Source organism: Solimonas soli DSM 21787 (assembly GCF_000474945.1).
GTDB classification, from domain to species: Bacteria; Pseudomonadota; Gammaproteobacteria; order Nevskiales; family Nevskiaceae; genus Solimonas; species Solimonas soli.
This window is the reverse complement of the sequence record NZ_AXDW01000015.1, coordinates 53592-70775: the sequence shown is the minus strand read 5'-3', so window position 1 is coordinate 70775 and position 17184 is coordinate 53592. Positions and strand designations below refer to the sequence as shown.

Below are 17184 nucleotides of genomic sequence, written 5' to 3'. Positions count from 1 at the left end.
CCGGACCGGCGATCCTTCTAGAGCGGCTGCACGTCGCGGCCGGCGATCCAGCTGATCGCCTGCTCGGCGTCGAGCGGGCCGGGATCGCCGTCGCCGAACCAGCGGCAGCCGGCGCTCCGCCAGAGCGCGCGCTGCGAGGCCGCGATCTGCGTTGCCACCAGCGGCAGCCGGCGCTGCTGCGCGGCGTCGACCGCGGCGCCGATCTGCGCGGCGTCGCTGAACGCGGCCGAGGCGAGCAGAAGATGGATCGGCGGCTGCGCGGCATCCGGCAGGGGCAGATTGAAATCGCGCAGCGCCAGGCGCACGCCCGTCTCCAGCAACTGCTGCGCGCGCGGATGCAGCTCGGCGGCGTCGAGCAGGCCGTCCGGGTTCAAGGCCAGGATCAGCCGGTCCGGCGGCACCTCGTAACGCTGCATCAGCTCGGCGACGTGGCGCGCAAACTCGCCGCCGCGCAGCTGCCAGCCCGACACGTCGATGATGAACGGCAGCGCCGGCAGGCCGCGGCGCTGCGCGCTCAGATGGTGTTCGCAGGCGTGCGTGATCTGCCACAGCTCGAGATCGCCGATCAGGCCGGCGCGCGCGGCGGCGCGCAGCAGCTCGTCGTGCTCGATGCGGCCGAAGCGCGGATGCTGCCAGTACAGGCTCGCGAGGATGGCCTTGACCGCGCCGCCGTCGACATCGAGCACCGGCGTCATCAGCAGATGCAGCTGGTTGAGCGCGACGGCGGCGTGGATTTCGCGTTCGAGATCGAGCCGGCGCCGGCGGTCATCGTCGATCTCGGTCGTGAACAGGCGATAGCAGCCGCGCCCGGCCTGCTTGGCCTCGTACATCGCCGTATCGGCGTGGCGCAGCAGGCCGTCGGCATCGGATTCGTCGAGCGGATACAGCGTCACGCCGATGCTCAGCCGCGTGACGATGCGGTGGCCCGGGATGTCGAGCGGATGCGCGAAGCGATCGAGCAGCTTCTGCGCGAGCTGCGCGGCGTCCTCGGCCGAGCGCAGGCCCGGCGCGATGATGACGAACTCGTCGCCGGCCAGCCGCGCCACGGTATCCGACTCGCGCAGGGCGGCGCGCAGACGGTCGGCGGTCGCCTTCAGGACCAGGTCGCCGACCTCGTGGCCGTGACGGTCGTTGATGTCCTTGAAGCGGTCGAGATCGAGGAACAGCACGCCGAGCAGGCGCGCGCCGCGCTGCCGGGCGGCGAGCCAGGCCTGCCGCAAACGGTCCTGCAGCATGACGCGGTTCGGCAGGCCGGTCAGGGCGTCGTAATGCGCCAGCTGCTGCAGGCGCTGCTCGACCTCGACGCGGTCGCTGATGTCGACGGCGATCGCCATGAACACCGGCGGCTCCTCGTCGCGCGAGAAGTTGAGGCGCACTTCGACCGGATAGCTGCTGCCGTCGGCGCGCCGGTGCCGGCAGCGGTAGACGACGTGCTCCTGCTCGCCGCCGCGCAGCTGCAGCAGATAGTGCCGGAACACGCCCTCCTCGAGTTCCTCGCTGATGTCGAGCGGCGTCATGCGCAGCAGTGCTTCGGCGCGATAGCCGAGGTTGCGCCGCGCGCCGCGGTTGACTTCGAGCAGCGCCAGGGTCTGCGCGTCGAAGATGTAGACCTCCTCGACCGCCGCATCGAGCAGTCGTCCGAGGCGGCTCGCCAGGTTCTCGCCGCGCAGGCGCTCGCTGATGTCGCGCACGATCACCACGAGGCCGGCCGACTGGTCGACCTGCAGCGGCTGCACCCAGAGTTCGACCGGGAAGGTGGTCGCGTCCTTGCGCCAGCCGACCACCTTCGGCAGCGTCGCCGTGTGCCGTGCGCCGGCACCGGCGATGTAGTCGGCGAGGCGGACGCTCGGCGTGTTGAGGAAGGGCACCGGCATCAGCTTGGTCACCGTGAAACCCTGCAGCTCGTCGCGCGCGTAGGCGAACATCTGCTCGGCGCGCGCATTGGCGAAGCGCACGACGCCGGACGGATCGGTCATCAGCACGCCTTCCTCGAGATGGTCGACGACGGCCTGCGACAGACGCGCCTCGCGACGCAGATGATCGAGTTCGGCGGTCTGCCGCGTCGCGTCGCGGCAGATCATCGCCACGCCGCCGATGCCGTTGTCGCGGCTGCGGATCAGGCAGGCCATCAGCTCGACCGGACGCCGCGTACCGTCGCGCGAACGCAGCCAGGCGTGTTGCGCCGGCACATCGCCGTTCTGCTGCAGCGCCAGTTCCAGCGCGCTCTGCAGCGGCGCATCGCGCGCGTCGACGAGGTGGAACACCGAGTAGACCATGCGGCCGCGGCCGGCCGCGTTGCTCCAGCCGGTCAGGCGCTCGGCGGTCGTGTTGAGGTAGCGGATGCGGCCGTCGCGGTCGGCGGTGACGAGGCCGTAGTTCATCGAATCCATCACGGTGCCGGCGCGTTCGCGGAACAGCTCGGCCGCCGTCACCGCGTCGACCATCGCGCGCGGCGCGTTGGCCGCCTGCGGGTCGGCCCGCAGCATCCAGTCCGGACTGCGCGCCTGGCGCCGCAGCAGCCACCACCAGACCGGCAGCAGCAGGGCGGCGAGCAGGAGCAGCGCATAGCCGGTCGCGCGCAGGCGCGCCAGCGCCTCGTCGTGGATCGCCGCGGCGGCACCGGCGTCGAGATCGAACTCGGCGCTGCCGAGCATGCGGCCGTCGGCGTCGCGAATGAGCACCGCGCCGCGCGCGGCACTGAGGCGATACAGCGCGTCTTCGACGAGCCGCCCGAGCGGCCCGCTCAGCTGCAGGTCGTCGTAGCGGCCGCTGCGCGCGAGCAGCAGGCCGTCGGCGTCGCGAACCGCCAGCCGCCGCAGGCCGAGCTGCCGCGCCGCCGGAGCGCCGGCGGCGACCAGCGCGCGCACGCTCTGCCGCAGGCGCGGTGCGGGCGTGGCATGCGCCAGGTCGACGGCGAGCAGACGGGGAATCTCGGCGTCGGCGATCGCCATTGCCGCGCGCGCCTGCAGGCGCGCCGCGTAGGCGGCGCTGGAGCCGCCGAGCAGGATCAGCAGCAGCGCGAACAGCAGCAGCAGCGCGATCGCCGCCTGACGCCGCGGCATTGCGTTCCGCGCGTCACGCCCGCGCATGGCTCAACGCGGCGCGCGCACCGCGGGACGAGGACGCGCGCGGCTCAACGGCTGCCGCCGCCACCGCTACCGCCGCCCTGCACGAAGCTGTCGCGCTGGAAATGCTCGGGGATCGGGAACTTGAAACTGTCGACATAGCGCTGATACACCCGCTCGGCGACCTCGCCCGGCACCGGACGCACGTCGGCGGCCTGCGCCGCCGGATCGGTCTGCAGCGCGAGCCAGGCCTGGGTGTCGGCGCCGAGGCGCGGCAGCGGCGCGGCCTGCGTCTCGCCGGCGTAGGCCGGCGCGGCCGCCAGCAGCATGGCACCGATCAGCATGGACTTCTTCATTTCTTCACTCCTGTGCCCGCCGTGCGGGCCTGCATGGCCTGCGCATCGCTGCGCAGGCGCGCCACCGTCTCGGCCGGAACGCCGGCCTCGTTGATCACTCGCTGCACGCCGGCCTCGTCGCGCATCACCATCAGCAGCAGCAGCAGATTGTTGCGCGGCCGGTCGCTGGCGGGATCGAGTTCTACCGCCGTCGACAGTTCCGGCAGGGCTTCGCGGTAGCGTCGCGCCTGCAGCAGCGCATAGCCGAGATCGTTGCGGATCTTCGCGTCGGTCGGACTGCGGCGCGCCGCTTCGCGCAGATAGTCGACCGAGGTCGTCAGATTGTGCGAGGCATAGAGCAGGCCAAGACCGTGGTAGGCCTTGCCCGCCAGCTTGCCGGCGAGAAGACCGCGATACAGGTTCTCGGCCGCGGCGTCCTGCCCCAGTTCGCGGCGCGCCTCGGCTTCGAGATAGCGCAGATCGTCGCTGTTGCCGGTCGCGCGCTGCTGCTGCTGGATGTGCGCCAGCGCGGCGTAATACTGCTGCTGGTCGAGCATCTTGCGGATCAGGTCGAGATGCATCGACTTGTCGGTCGATTCGTCCGCCGCCTGCGGCTCGTTGTCCCTGGCGCCCATGCCGGCGCAACCCGCCAGCAGGCTCGCCAGTGCGAGAACCGCGGCGCAGGGCACGACCGCCGCAGCGCTCTTAGTGCGCGACATTGCTGAGCGCCTTGATGATGCCCATGAAGGCGGGACCGGCGATGAAGATCAGCAGCGCCGGAAAGAAGAACAGCACCATGACCACCGTCATGCGGCCGGACAGCAGATTGACTCTCTCGCGGATTTCATAGCCGCGGCGCTCCTCGATCACGCTGAGCGTCTCGAGCAAGGGTTCGCGCAGTTCCCCGCCGTAGCGCTCGACCTGCCGCAGCACGCCGAGCACGGTCGTCAGATCCTCGACGGCGAGCAGGTCGCCGACGTTCTTCAGCGTTTCGCCGATGTCGGCGCCGGCCTCGATCTGGCGCAGCGCGATATCGAATTCCAGGCCCAGCTCCGGCAGCACGCCGCCGCTTTCGCGGACGATGCTCGACAGCGCCTGCCGCGTCGACAGGCCGGATTCGAACAGCAGCACCAGCAGATGGATGAACAGCGGAACCTCGTGCTGGATGGCCTTGCGCCGCCGCTCGGCGGCGGCCCGCAGCACCCAGCGCGGCGCGAGGAAGCTGAGGATCGCGGCGACGACCACGAGCAGCAGGCCGAGCAGCATCCGTCGCGGCGACTGGCTGAAAGTCCAGAAGGCGAGCACGAGGCCGAACAGAACCACCGGCAGGGCGCCCTGGAACACGTACCAGAACAGACGCGCCTGCGCGGACCGCCAGCCGGCCTGCAGCATGAGCAGGTTGCTCTCGCCCTGCGTGTCGACCATGCGCTCCAGCGCCTTGCCGCCGCGCACCATGCTCGCGACGATCGGCGTCGTGCCGGAGGCGGCGAAATCGTGCGCCGGCTTGCCGCCCTGCGGATCGATGCGCCGCCGCAGCACGCCCTCTTCGCGCGTGCGCAGCAGCAGCCAGACCAGGGTGGCGATGGCGAGGATGAAGACGACGATCGCCGCGGCGACGATGCCGGCAAAAGCGTTCGGGCTCATTCAGCCGTCCTCCGTCGATTTCATCATGCGCCAGATGATGACCATGCCGGCGACCTGCAGGCCGATGGTGCCCGCCAGCAGCATGCGGCCGCTCGAATCGGCCCACATCTGCGCGTAATAGGCCGGATTGCGCCAGACCATGAAGAACATGATGGCGATCGGGATGATGGCGAGCACCATCGCCGAAAAGCGCGTTTCGGCGGTCAGCGCGCGCAACTCGCGCGCGGCGTTCTCGCGCATGCGGATGCCGTCGATCAGGCTGCGCAGGACATTGCGCATCGAGCCGCCGAACTTGCGGTTGATCGACGCCGCCAGCGCCATGATCTTCAGATCGCGCAGCTGATGGATCTCGCCGGCGTCCATCAGCACCGCTTCCAGCGGTGCGCCGAGGCGCACGCGCCGGCTGATGCTGATGAACAGCGGCTTGATCGGCTCCGGCGCCTCGCGCGCCGCCGACGCCAGGGCTTCGTCCAGCGTGTTGCCGGCGGCCAGCACACGGATCGTGCTCTCGAGGAAGGGCGGCAGCTGGCCGACGATCTTCGCGCGGCGACGCACGGCCTTCTGCGTGAGCAGCAGCCAGCCGACCACCAGCGCGAGCACGATCAGCGCCAGGCCGGCGAGCGCACCGAACACCAGCAGCGCCAGCGGCACGAACAGCGCCACGCCGATCAGGATGCGCAGCACGGTCGACGGCTGCATGTCGACGCCGGTGCGCCAGACGAGGTGACAGATCCAGCGCAGCGCCGGATTGTGCACGGCCTGCGCCTCGTCCAGCGACAGCGCGGCGACGCTCTCGTCGTGGCCGCCGAGCACGCGCATGCGCAGACCCACGTCCTCCTGCTGCTCGCGCTCGCCGGCGCGCACGACCAGGAAGGCCGCGCCGGCGAGCAGCAGCACGGCCAACAGCAGCACGATCGCAAGGCTCATCAAGGGTTCCCCCGCAGATCCAGGTGTTCGCCGCGCTCGGCGTCGTAGAGAAAGACGTCGCGCATCAGCAGCTCGCTGCCGGACAGGCCGACGATTTCGGTGATCGACATGACGCGGCGCTCGCCGCTCTTCAGGCGGCTGACGTGCACCATCAGCTGGATCGCCGCGGCGATCTGGCTGCGGAACGTCACCTCGCTGCCGCGATAGCCGGCGAAGCCGGCGAGCAGTTCCAGCCGGGCGATGGCCTCGCGCGTCGAGTTGGCGTGCAGCGTCGTCATCGAACCGTCGTGGCCGGTGTTCATTGCCTGCAGCATGTCCAGCACCTCGTCACCGCGCACCTCGCCGACGACGATGCGGTCCGGTCGCATGCGCAAGGCATTGCGCACCAGGTCGCGCGCCGTCACCGCGCGCTCGCCCTCGAGGTTCGGCGGGCGCGTCTCCAGGCGCACGACGTGGCCGTGCTCGAAGCGCAGCTCGGCGGCGTCCTCGACGGTGACGATGCGTTCGTCCTGCGGAATCCACTGCGAGAGCAGATTGAGGAAGGTGGTCTTGCCGGAGCCGGTGCCGCCGACCACGATCAGGTTGGTGCGCGCGATGACGCTCTGCTTCAGGTAGTCGAGCTCCGCCGGGCTGATGGTGCCGAAGCGCAGCAGATCGTCGGCCGACAGCGGCGTCTTGCGGAACTTGCGGATCGACAGGCAGGGGCCGTCGAGCGCGATCGGCGGAATGATGGCGTTGACGCGCGAGCCGTCCGGCAGGCGCGCATCGACCATCGGCGTCGATTCATCGACGCGGCGGCCGATCGGCGCCAGGATGCGCTGGATCACGCGGATGACGTGCGCGTCGTTGAAGAAACGCACCGGCACGCTGTACAGACGGCCGGCGCGCTCGACGAAGACGCGATTCGGCCCGTTGACGACGATGTCGTTGACGCCGTCGTCGTCGATCAGGTTCTGGATCGGGCCGTAGCCCATCAGCTCGTCCTTGGCGTCGCGCGCCAGCGCCTCGGATTCGCGCTGGTTGATCGGCAGGCGCTGATCGACGACGTAGCGGCGGATCTGCTCGAGCACGAAGCGGTCGATCTGCTCGATGCTCCAGCGGTCGATGTCGAGATCGCGCTCGTCGATCTGCTGGATCAGATGCCGGTGGAAGCTGTTCTTCAGCTGCAGGTATTGATCGGACTGCCGGAAACGCGCGATCTGGGCGTCGGCGGTCGTGCTCACGTTCGTGCGGTCCGATTGGCCCACTGCGGCTTATCCGAAGAGACGGGAAAGCCCGCCTTTCGGAACCTCCATGCGCGCCTGCGCACCGAGCAGCGCCGAAGCGAGCGCGCGCACGTCGGCGCAGAACGGCTCCTTCGGCGCGATCGCGAACATCGCTTCGCCGGCGTTCATCGCCTGGATGCGGCCATGGCCGACGCTCGCCGACAGGCGGCCGTACAGCGGCAGGTCGAGAATCTCGGCGAGATTCTCCGGCTCCAGGCCCTGGCGCTTGTGATAGTGGTCGACGAGCAGCGCGGTGCGGTCGAGCGGGCAGTCCTCGAGACGCAGCGCGCGCAGCAGGTACTTGCTGTGCCGCGACTTGATGATCGACTGGTCGGACAGCAGCAGCGAGCGGTCGGCCTGGCCGAGCACGCCGGCCACGCAATCGATCGGCCAGTGCGCGTCGAAGGCGACCACCATGCAGCCGAACAGCGTGCGCAGCACCTGCAGCAGCTTGAGGAAGTCGTCGAACACGAACTGCGGACGGCCGATCAGATCTTCCGGCAGGCTCAGCAGATAGATGCCGCTGGCATGCCGCGAGAAGGCGGTGTCGACCAGCGTCTGGTCGCAGCGATAGACGTCGTTGATCGCGTCGAGCACGCTGTACGACTGCGCGATGTTGAGGAAGATCGCGCTCGAGCCGGGCGGCGTCGCCACGTCGATCAGCAGCGTCGGCTCCGCCTTCGGCAGCTGCTCGGCGCAGGCCAGCGCCAGATGCGCCGCGACGAAGCCCACCGAGTCGACCGGCTGGCTGGCGAACACGCTGAACAGGCGGCCCTGCTTCTGCTGGCCGCGCGGCGCCGCCTGGCTGCGCCGCAGGAGCTTGGACAGCAGCGCGGCGACGTCGGCCTCGTCACGCCGCAGCACGAAGAAATCGCGCGCGCCGGCGCGCATCGCCGCCAGCACCACGTCCGGATTGCTGTCGGCACCGAGACCGGCGACGGCGATGTCCGGCGCGCGCTCGACCAGGCGCTCCATCATCGACAGGCGCGCGTCGAGATTGCCGCGCTCGAACTGGAAGAAGGCCGCGTCGACACGTCCCATCACCTGCACGCGCTCGACCAGGTCCTCGGCATCGAGCGGCCGGATCAGCGAGAACTCGGCACTGCTGCCGGCGGCGTTCTCGAGCCAGCTCAGATAGACGGGATCGTCAGCAATGACGACGGCCTGCGTTTTCATGTTCTCTTCCGTGAGCAATCCTGGGTCGGCGATTGTAGCGGCAGGCATTTCATGCGCGTGCGATCAGCGGCTGAAGCCGGAATCGAACTTGCCGCGCTCGAGGAAGACATTCCACGCCGGATTCGGCGTCTTGCCGTTGTACTGGTCGCCCGGCAGCTTCGGCAGCGCCACGCCCTTGGCCACCGGCCGCACCAGATGCGGCGTGACCACCATGATCAGCTCCTTGTCGGTGCGATCGAGCGTCGTCGACTTGAAGAACGCGCCGAGCACCGGCACGTCGCCGAGCCACGGCACCTTGTTGACGCTGTCGGTGAGGCTGGTGCTGACCAGGCCGGAGATCACGAAGGTTTCACCGTCGCCGAGTTCGATCGAGGTGTCGGTGCGGCGCACCGTCAGCGCCGGCACGGCGACGCCGCCGATCTGGATGCCGGCCGAGAAATCGAGATCGCTGACCTCGGGCGCCACCTTCAGCGCGATGCGGTCGCGCGCCAGCACGGTCGGCGTCAGCGCCAGGCGCACGCCGAATTCCTTGTACTCGACGGTGATCGCCGCCGCGCCGGCGGCCGAGCCGCCGCCCTGGCTGACCGGCACCGGGAACTCGCCGCCGGCGAGATAGGTCGCGGTCTGGCCGCTGGTCGCCAGCAGGCTCGGTTCGGCGAGCGTGTGCGAGAGTCCCTTGCCTTCCAGCATGCTGAGCAGCGCCGTGATGTTGCTGCTGGCATCCGACACCACGATGCTGAAGGCGTCCGACAGCGCGCTGCTCAGCGTACCTTCGAGGCCGGCGCTGGTCGGGCTGAAGTCCACGCCGCTCAGCGTGCCGGGCGCCGACACGCCGCCGGAGGTCTGCGAGGCCTTCGGATTGCTGAGCACCCAGCTGAAGCCGTAGCGCTGCAGGGTCTTGCGCGACACTTCGGCGATCTTCACTTCCGTCAGCACCTGCGATTCCAGCTCGATGCTGCTGCGGTCGGCGATCTGGCCGTCCTTCTGCGCGGCGGCGCCGAGCTGCGCACGGCGATGCGCCAGCAGGTTCGGCAGCTTGCCCTCGACGCCGCGGCCCGGATCGACCACGGCGTTGCCGAGCTCCGGATCGGGCACGTTCGCCTTCAGCGGATCGACCGGCAGCTGCACGCGCACGATGTACTGGCGCGGCTCCGGCTTGCCCTTGACCCAGACCATCAGGCTGGTGATGCCGAGCGACTTGCCGTTGAGCAGCAGATCGCGGCGGTTGACGACGCTGACGTCGGCGGTCGCCGGATTGCCGACCGCGACGCGCGTGACTTCGGCATTGGCGCGCAACAGCTTGTGCGTGCCCTGCTCGACGATCAGCAGGGGCTGGCTTTGCCCGCCCTGGCCGGCGCTCTGCGCCTGCGCGGCACCGGCGCCGCACAGCACGACCAACGTCGCCACCAGTACCGCGAGCAGTCCACCGGCGCGCACGGTTTGCATGTTCTTGTTCATCTGCGGTCGTCCTTTACTTCGCCGTTACGGAGACGCGTTCATTGCCACGGATCACCTCGATGCGCGTCACCGGCGCACCGTCGCCGCCGACCCGCCCTCGCGCATTCTTGATGTGGCCCAGCTCTTCGGTCGTGATGATGCGGTCGGGCCCGCAGGCCGTCGGCGATTCCGGCGGCTTAGCGCCGGGCTTCGGCTCGCAGCTCGGCACGTCGGGACCGGCGAGCGGCGCGGCCGCGACGCCGGCGTCGTCGCCGCCCGCCGGCGTCGTCTCGCCCGGCCTGCCTTCCTTGCCATGCAGGGCCAGGCGCAGTTCGCCGACGCTGGAGCCGAGCATCAGCTTGGTGGTGTCCTTCTCCGAGATCGCCAGCACCGCGGTGCGCGGCGGCTGCTGGTTGCGGTTCTTGTCGTCGACGCCCTGCGGCCGGTCGACGAGCTGGTCGAGATAGGCCAGCACGCGCACGTCCTTGAGCAGCACGCGCGACTGCGACTTCGGCACGTCGTTGCCGTCGTGCAGATAGATGAGCACGTCGACCACGTCGCCGGGCCGCAGGAAGCCGCCGACCGCGAGCACGTCGCTGGTGGTGATGGCGACGGCCTGGAAGCCGGCCGGAATCGCGCTGGTCAGCAGATTGCCCTCGCGGAAGTAGCGCCGCGTGACCGGCGCGCCGGCATCGACGTCGATCAGCGGCGCCTTGCCGACGACTTCGTCGATGGACGTGAACGGATCGCCCGGCCTGACCGAGACCGGCACCAGCGCGACGTCATCGCGCGCGATCGGCTGGTAGGCCGCCAGCGGCTTGACGGCGACCACGGCCAGCGACTGCTGCGCTTCCTGCTGCTTGACCTGCTGCTGCGCGGCTTCGGATTTCTGCGCGTATTCGCGGCTCATCCGGTAACCGACCGCCGCCAGGATGATGGCCGCCAGCACCGAAACCGCAGCGAAGATCTTCAACGCGGTACTGCTCATATGGGTTCCCCTTTGTTGCCGCCATCCGGTGACTTTCCGCCGTCCCGCCCGCGGCCGTGGTCGCCACCCGTACACCCCACGGCGCGCACCTCATGAGGACCCGCGCTCATGCGGCCTGCCCGCTCCGCTTCCTCGTGCGCAGTCTATCGACTCCACAAGACAGAATCGGCACCGGTATCGGCGGATTCGCACCGGACATCGGCGCCGCCCGCCGCACCGCTCACAAACTCAACATCGGCCCGCAAAACACCTCGACGACAAATGCCGCCGCCAGCATCGGCGCGGCCGGAAACTTGGCGCTGCCGCGCGCGCCGCGCAGCAGCATCACGCCGGCGACGCAACCCATCAGGATCGCGGCGCCGAGCAGCATCTCGAAGCTGCGCGCGGTACCGAGCAGCAGGCCGAGCACGGCAGCGAACTTGACGTCGCCTGCGCCGAGACCCCTGCGCAGATAACCCGGCAAGGCCAGCGCAAAAGCGATCGCCATGCCCAGCAGACTGTCCTGCCAGCGCTGCCCCAACAAGCCTTGGCCCTGGAAAACCAGGGCCAAGCTTGCGGGAACGAGGGTCAGGACCAAGGCCGCATTCGGGACTTTTCGGCGCCACCAGTCGAATCCGGCGATCGCTGCGGCCCAGACGCTCAGGAGCAGTGCGACGATCACCGGCGGTTCGCCATGGCTGCGGCGCCCGCATCCCGGTTCCGGCGCGGACTAGCCGCCACCGATCGAGTTCGCGGCGTGGTTGAAAACGCCTCTCACGTTGGTGCCGAGAATCGTCACGACACCGACGATGATGACCGCGATCAGCGCCACGATCAGACCGTACTCGACGGCGCTGGCGCCTTCCTCATCGCGCATGAATTCCGCGATTCTGTTCAACATGGCATCACTCCTGGAAAACAAGCTGTTCGGCACCGGGCGAGCGGCCCGGCCGGTTTCGGGAGCGCGCGACGAGCCGACCCGTCGCGCCGTCTCCCGCTTTTCGCTTACTTAATCGAATTGCTGGCGTGCGTGAAAATGCCCTTCACGTTCGTGCCGAGAAGCGTCACGACACCGACGATGATCACGGCGATCAGCGCCACGATCAGACCGTACTCGACCGCACTCGCGCCCTCTTCGTCGCGCAGAAACTCGGTAACCTTGTTCAACATGGCATCACTCCTGAAAGTAGTTCCCACATCCCGGACCGGATTGGCTCCGATCAACCCGATCCCTCAAGGACCGCGGAATTACTATCCGTTATCGCTGACGCCGAGGCAAAGCAGCCGGACGCCCTGATCGCTACCGCTCATCGGTGAGGCTTTTGGAGAAAAGCTTCGAAAAGCGAAGAAGTAGGATTTTTCCTACTTTTATTTCGAAATAGCGCGAGGAACGTAGAGCGCCGACGGCCTGGCGCTGCAGTTTGCGGCGCCCGGAGCGCCGCGCGGTGCCCGTGTTTTGATTGCCGCCACGACGGCCGCCGGGACGCGGCGGCTCAATCCGCTCTGCGGTCCGGCGCGCCATCGGCGATCGCCCGATATCGCGCATACGCCGCGCGCAGGCGCGCGGACGGTCCCGGCCAGGCGAGCGCCGCCGCGAAGGCTTCCGCCACGCGGTCCGGCGGCAGAGCGCAGCGCGCCTCGCCGGCGCAGGCGACGAGCAGTTCGAGGCTGCCGATGTCCTCGCCGCGCAAGGGCTTCGCCCGGAGGCGCGCCAGCAGCCCGGTCCACCAGCGCTCTTCGATCGGCAGGCCGAGGCGCGCGTGCATGGTGATGAGGTAGCTGTCCGGCAGGCTGGAGCCGCCGGGCAAGGCGGCGGCACGCTCGAAGGCCGCGCGCGCGCGCGCCGTGTCCGCGGCATCCGGCGCCAGCCGCGACAGCGCCAGGTAGCTTTCGCCGAGCGTGAGCTGCGCGCGCGGCGAAGCGGGCGCGCGCGCCGCGAGCATCTCGGTCACGCGCACCTGATCGCCCCAGCCATAGGCGGTGATCGCCGTCAGCGCCAGCCACCACGCGCCGAGCACGCCCAGCAGCAGGCGCGGGCGCGGCGCGGCGCACAGCGGCAGCACGGCAAGCAGCAGACCGAAACTGGCGAAATAGTTGCGATGCTCGAAGATCAGCTCCAGCGGCAGAATCGTCGCCGTGAGCGTGTGCGCGCCGAGGAACAGCGCGATGCCGAGTGACAGCAGCGGCCGGCGCCGGCGCTGCGCAAGCGCCACGGCGATCAACGCAACGATGAACGCGATGCCGAGCGCCGTCGTCCAGGGGTCGAGCAGTCCGCGCGAAATCCTGAAGTCGTCGTGGAAGAACGACAGCGCGCCCGGCGTCGGCAGCAGTGTCCATACGATATAGGACACGACGATGCGCGCTTCGCTGAGCAGGCGCTGGGCAAGCGTGAAGTCGCGCTCCACCCAGACTTGCGGATGCAGGACCATGCGCAGCTGCCAGATGAAGCCGGCAGCGAAGGGCAACACGAATACGGCGAGCAGCAGCAGGCCGATGCGAGCGTCGTACCGCCGCTCGATGGCGCGGAAGCGGAAGACACAGACCTCGATCAGCGCAGCGTAGAGCGGCAGCAGGATCGCCGTCTCCTTCGCCAGCAGGCCGCAGGCCGTGCCGCCGACGATGCCGAGCGCGCAGCGCAGCAGGCCGCGACCGCCGGCGAGCATGTCGCGACGCCCCTGGCAGTAGGCGATGAGGCCGAGCAGCACGAACACGTTGGCCAAGCTTTCCATGCGCTGCACGACATAGAGCACCGCCGTCAGATTGATCGGCAGAACCAGCCAGGCGCCGGCGATCGCGAGCGCCAGCCGCTCCTGGCCGGGCGTGGCGGCGCGCGTCGGCGGCGTGCCGGCGGCGGCCTGCAGGATGAGCAGGCTCAGCCAGTAGAGCAGCGCGCCGTTGAGCAGATGGATGGCGATGTTGGTGAGCTTCATCCAGCGGTAGTCGAGGCCGGTCGCGAGGTAGTTCATCGCGAAGCTCAGCGAGGCCAGAGGCCGCTTGAAGTCGCTCGCGGGCGACGACCACGCGGCGCGCGCCAGCGCCTGCGGATCGAGGTGCTGCGGCTGCACGCCCGGGTTGTCGACGATGTTCGGAAAATCGTCGAACAGGAATCCGCCGTTCAGGCCGGGCAGATAGACCAGCGCGGTGACCAGCAGGACGATGTACAGCAGGCTGCGCGTGCTGAAGCGCGCGGCGCGCGGCGGTGACGGCTCTGCTTCCATCTGGCTCATGGGGCGCTGCAAGGCATCCCGCGGTCGGCGCGGCGGCGCGCATTATGGTCGGCGGCGGCGATCGCTGCGCGCGGCGCGGCGACGGACGGTGTTGCGGGGCGCATGCGTGGCGTCGCCGACATTCAGGGCGCCGCGCGGCAGGCCGAAGTCCGGAAGGCGCGATCGAAATCGACCTGCCGGCGCCCGTCGATGGTCAGCAGCCGCGGCGGCGCGTCGCCGGTCGAATCGGCCGGCGCGGGCGGCGCGAAACCGAAGGACTCGCGCAGCAGCGCCGCGAAGCCTGCGGCGGAGAACGGCCTTGCCTGGCGCGCCCGCAAGGCCTGCAGCCGCGGCGCGAACGCCTGCGCGTAGCGCTCGGAATACCAGAACAGCAGCGGTACCTCGAAGTTGTAGCGCGAGAAGAAGCCGTTGCCGCTGCGTCCGCAGCCGTCCGCCGGCAGCGTCTGGCCGTGGTCGGCGATGTACCAGAGCGCGCTGACGCCGGGCGTCGCCTGCAGCCGCGCGATGAGCGCATCGAGCACGGCGTCGCTGTAGCGCACGCTGTTGTCGTAGGCGTTGCCGATCTGCTCGTCCACCCCGGCCTCGACGATGCCGAGCTCCTCGTCGCCGCGCGGCGCCGGCCGGAAGTGCTGGAACGACGGCGGGTAGCGCCGCTGGTAGGGCGCGTGGCTGCCGATCATGTGCAGGATGACGAGCCGCTTGCCGGGCGGCGAGCGCAGCTCGCGCGCGAAGGCCGGCAACAGCGCCGCGTCGGTCGTGCCCGGCACGGCGCCGGCTTCGCTGTTGAGGAACTCGAGGCGGTCGGCGAGCTGCGCGTAGATGCCGACCGGGCTGTCACGCGGCACCGGCATTTGCGCCGACAGCCAGGACACACGAAAACCGGCCGCCTTGAAGGCGCTGATCCACGACGGCCGGTAGCGCCAGGTCGCGAGATCGTCGATGTTCATGCCGCTGAGCAGCACCGGCAGCGAGGTGCGCGTGGTCGGCGTCACCGATACGGCGTCGCGGAACACCAGGAGCTGCGCGCGACGCGCCAGCAGGGGCGTCGTCTCGCGCGGATAGCCGTAGAGCTGCCAGTGATCGGCGCGCGAGGCTTCGCCGATGACGACGACATAGGTTTCCGGCTGCGCCGGCAGCGGCGCCTGCCGCGTGCCGTCGGCCGTGGCCCGGCGCAGCCGCTCGGCGGCGCGCCGCAGTTCGCGGCGCTGCCGGACCAGATCGTAGAGGCGCAGCGGCATCCCGAGCGGATAGCTGTCCACGACGACCTCGCGCAAGCCCGGTGCGCGAGCGCCGGCCTTCGCCTCGGGCCGCCAGGCCAGGCAGAGCCCGAGCAGCGCGACGGCGAGAACGGCCACGAACAGCGGGCGGCCACGACGCAGCGGCGGCAGCGCACGCCGCAGGAAGCGCAGGGCGGCGAGCAGTGCCAGCAGCCACAGCAGGGCAGCGGCGAGCCACAGCCACAGGGCGCGGCCGATGTAGCCGCTGATCTCGTCACGATTGGTCTCGCCGATGATCGCGAGGACGTGCGCCGACGTCGGCAGGCCGTAGTAGTGCAGGTAGAAGAACTCGCCCGGCAGCCACAGCAGGAACGGCAGCTGCACGAGCAGCCAGAGCCAGGGCCGCGCCAGCACGGCGAGCAGGAGCAGCTCGCTGAGCAGCGCGATCAGCGGCGGCAGCAGCCGCTGCGACAGGGGCAGGCCGGCGCTCAGGCTTTCGGCGCCCAGGAGGAACGCGTTCGGCACCAGCAGCGCGCCGAGCAGCAGCAGACACAGGCCGACGCCGAGTCCTGTTCCGAGACGCGTGTGTTCCGGCATCGGCTGCTGTCGCCCGGCTCGTGGAGGAATCGCCATCATGCCAGCATGAGGAGCGCCATCGCTCTTACACTGATCGTCCGTTTCGCATTCGCACGCGCATGGCCACTTACGCAATCGGTGATATCCAGGGCTGCCTGCAGGGCCTGCAGGCGCTGCTCGCGAAACTGCGCTTCCGGCGCGATGATCGCCTGCTGCTGACCGGCGATCTGGTCGCGCGCGGACCCGATTCGCTGGAGACGCTGCGCTTCATCTCGGCGCTCGGCGCGCAGGCCGTCAGCGTGCTCGGCAACCACGATCTGCACCTGCTCGCGCTCGCGCAGCGCGGCGAACGCGGCGATCCCGAAGACCGGCTCGGCGAAGTGCTCGACGCGCCGGACGGCGATCGCCTGCTGCACTGGCTGCGCCGGCAGCGCATGGCCTACCGCGACCCCGCGCACGGCGTGCTGATGATCCACGCCGGCCTCGCGCCGCAATGGACGCAGCGCGACACGCTGGCGCTGGCCGCCGAGGTCGAAGCCGTGCTGCGCGACGAGGCGCGCTGTCGCCGTTTCATCGACGGCATGTACGGCGACGAGCCGCGGCAATGGTCGGATCAGCTGCGCGGCATCGAGCGCACGCGCTGCACCGTCAACATCTTGACGCGCGCCCGCGTCTGCGACGCCGCCGGCCGTTTCGATTTTCGCTACAAACGCGGCCCGCAGGACGCGCCGGACGGCTTGCTGCCCTGGTTCGCCGTGCCGGGCCGGCGCACGCGGCGCACGCCGGTGATTTTCGGCCACTGGTCAACGCTCGGCCAGATTCGCTGGCCGTCGTACAAGGTGCATGGGCTCGATACCGGCTACGTCTGGGGCGGACGCCTGACGGCCCTGCGCCTCGACGACGGCGCCCTGTTCGACGTCGCGGCCGGGCGCGCCGCGGGTACGCCGATGGCGGCGCTGCCGTAGGACAGTTCAGATTTATTGTCCGATCCTATTCCGACACGGCCGGCGGCTTGCCGGTTTTCAGTGAAATCGGCAGGCATGTGACACAGCGCAGAGCGGCAGTCCGTGGCAGATTTCCGCACATTCCGCCGCTTGTTGTCAGTGCTTACGGCACCATATCCAAACCCTGAGGCAAGCGCCGGAATTTTCTGATAGATGCACCCTGGACCGGCATGGTACCTAGTGTGGTGTAAATATAAGGAAAGACTTGGCCGTTACTAAGACGGCGCTTTCCGACGCCGGCGACCGAGCGCCGGCTCGACATCACGCACGGGAGAACGCAGATGGCAACACCGGCCGGTGGGGACCGGGCCATCCGGACGCGGGGTCAGATTTCATGGGGCAGC

15 protein-coding genes are annotated in these 17184 nt (G+C 69.5%); 1 reads left to right on the top strand and 14 read right to left on the bottom strand.

From position 1 onward, the window contains the following. Positions 1-17: 17 nt before the first annotated feature. The 14 genes from K344_RS0108430 to K344_RS0108365 all read right to left on the bottom strand — a co-directional run bounded on the left by K344_RS0108430 (position 18) and on the right by K344_RS0108365 (position 15857). The gene (locus K344_RS0108430) at positions 18-3062 is read right to left on the bottom strand and encodes a sensor domain-containing protein (protein WP_028080298.1); all 3045 of its coding nucleotides are present in this window, start codon (positions 3060-3062) and stop codon (positions 18-20) included. Positions 3063-3133: 71 nt separating this feature from the next. Continuing rightward, positions 3134-3421, bottom strand: a complete 288-nt coding sequence (locus K344_RS0108425; protein WP_028080297.1) for a DUF3613 domain-containing protein — start codon at positions 3419-3421, stop codon at positions 3134-3136. Beyond that, positions 3418-4119, bottom strand: coding sequence for a tetratricopeptide repeat protein (locus tag K344_RS20860; RefSeq protein ID WP_157622839.1), 702 nt, complete (start codon positions 4117-4119; stop codon positions 3418-3420). The genes K344_RS0108425 and K344_RS20860 overlap by 4 nt, the downstream gene beginning before the upstream one ends. Beyond that, entirely contained in the window at positions 4106-5044 is a 939-nt protein-coding gene (locus K344_RS0108415; RefSeq protein WP_028080296.1) for a type II secretion system F family protein, read from the bottom strand. Before K344_RS0108415 ends, K344_RS20860 begins: the two co-directional genes overlap by 14 nt. Next, positions 5045-5971 carry a type II secretion system F family protein gene (locus K344_RS0108410; protein WP_028080295.1) on the bottom strand — a complete coding sequence of 309 codons (927 nt, stop codon included), beginning with the start codon at positions 5969-5971 and terminating at the stop codon, positions 5045-5047. It lies immediately after the preceding gene. Then, positions 5971-7194 (bottom strand): TadA family conjugal transfer-associated ATPase, encoded by a 1224-nt coding sequence (locus K344_RS0108405; RefSeq protein ID WP_028080294.1) that lies wholly within the window; start codon positions 7192-7194, stop codon positions 5971-5973. Before K344_RS0108405 ends, K344_RS0108410 begins: the two co-directional genes overlap by 1 nt. 30 nt (positions 7195-7224) lie before the next feature. Then, positions 7225-8412, bottom strand: a complete 1188-nt coding sequence (locus tag K344_RS0108400) for a CpaE/TadZ family protein (protein ID WP_028080293.1) — start codon at positions 8410-8412, stop codon at positions 7225-7227. A 63-nt stretch (positions 8413-8475) separates the two neighbouring features. Continuing rightward, positions 8476-9870, bottom strand: coding sequence for a type II and III secretion system protein family protein (locus K344_RS0108395; protein WP_245586156.1), 1395 nt, complete (start codon positions 9868-9870; stop codon positions 8476-8478). A 13-nt stretch (positions 9871-9883) separates the two neighbouring features. After that, positions 9884-10837, bottom strand: a complete 954-nt coding sequence (cpaB, locus tag K344_RS22960; RefSeq protein WP_028080291.1) for a Flp pilus assembly protein CpaB — start codon at positions 10835-10837, stop codon at positions 9884-9886. Positions 10838-11057: 220 nt separating this feature from the next. Next, on the bottom strand, positions 11058-11498 hold the full coding sequence (locus K344_RS20850) for a prepilin peptidase (protein ID WP_084197173.1): 441 nt from the start codon (positions 11496-11498) through the stop codon (positions 11058-11060). 48 nt (positions 11499-11546) lie between these two features. Then, positions 11547-11717: a Flp family type IVb pilin gene (locus tag K344_RS23480; RefSeq protein ID WP_084197171.1), complete on the bottom strand. Its 171-nt coding sequence runs from the start codon at positions 11715-11717 to the stop codon at positions 11547-11549. A 104-nt stretch (positions 11718-11821) separates the two neighbouring features. Continuing rightward, positions 11822-11986, bottom strand: a complete 165-nt coding sequence (locus K344_RS23475; protein WP_084197169.1) for a Flp family type IVb pilin — start codon at positions 11984-11986, stop codon at positions 11822-11824. A 323-nt stretch (positions 11987-12309) separates the two neighbouring features. Then, the gene (locus K344_RS20845; protein WP_051362036.1) at positions 12310-14043 is read right to left on the bottom strand and encodes a hypothetical protein; all 1734 of its coding nucleotides are present in this window, start codon (positions 14041-14043) and stop codon (positions 12310-12312) included. Positions 14044-14165: 122 nt separating this feature from the next. Beyond that, positions 14166-15857 carry a phosphoethanolamine transferase gene (locus tag K344_RS0108365; protein WP_028080290.1) on the bottom strand — a complete coding sequence of 564 codons (1692 nt, stop codon included), beginning with the start codon at positions 15855-15857 and terminating at the stop codon, positions 14166-14168. A gap of 98 nt (positions 15858-15955) precedes the next feature. Between K344_RS0108365 and K344_RS0108360 the strand changes: the two genes are divergently transcribed. Next, on the top strand, positions 15956-16801 hold the full coding sequence (locus K344_RS0108360; RefSeq protein ID WP_028080289.1) for a symmetrical bis(5'-nucleosyl)-tetraphosphatase: 846 nt from the start codon (positions 15956-15958) through the stop codon (positions 16799-16801). Positions 16802-17184 lie beyond the last annotated feature (383 nt).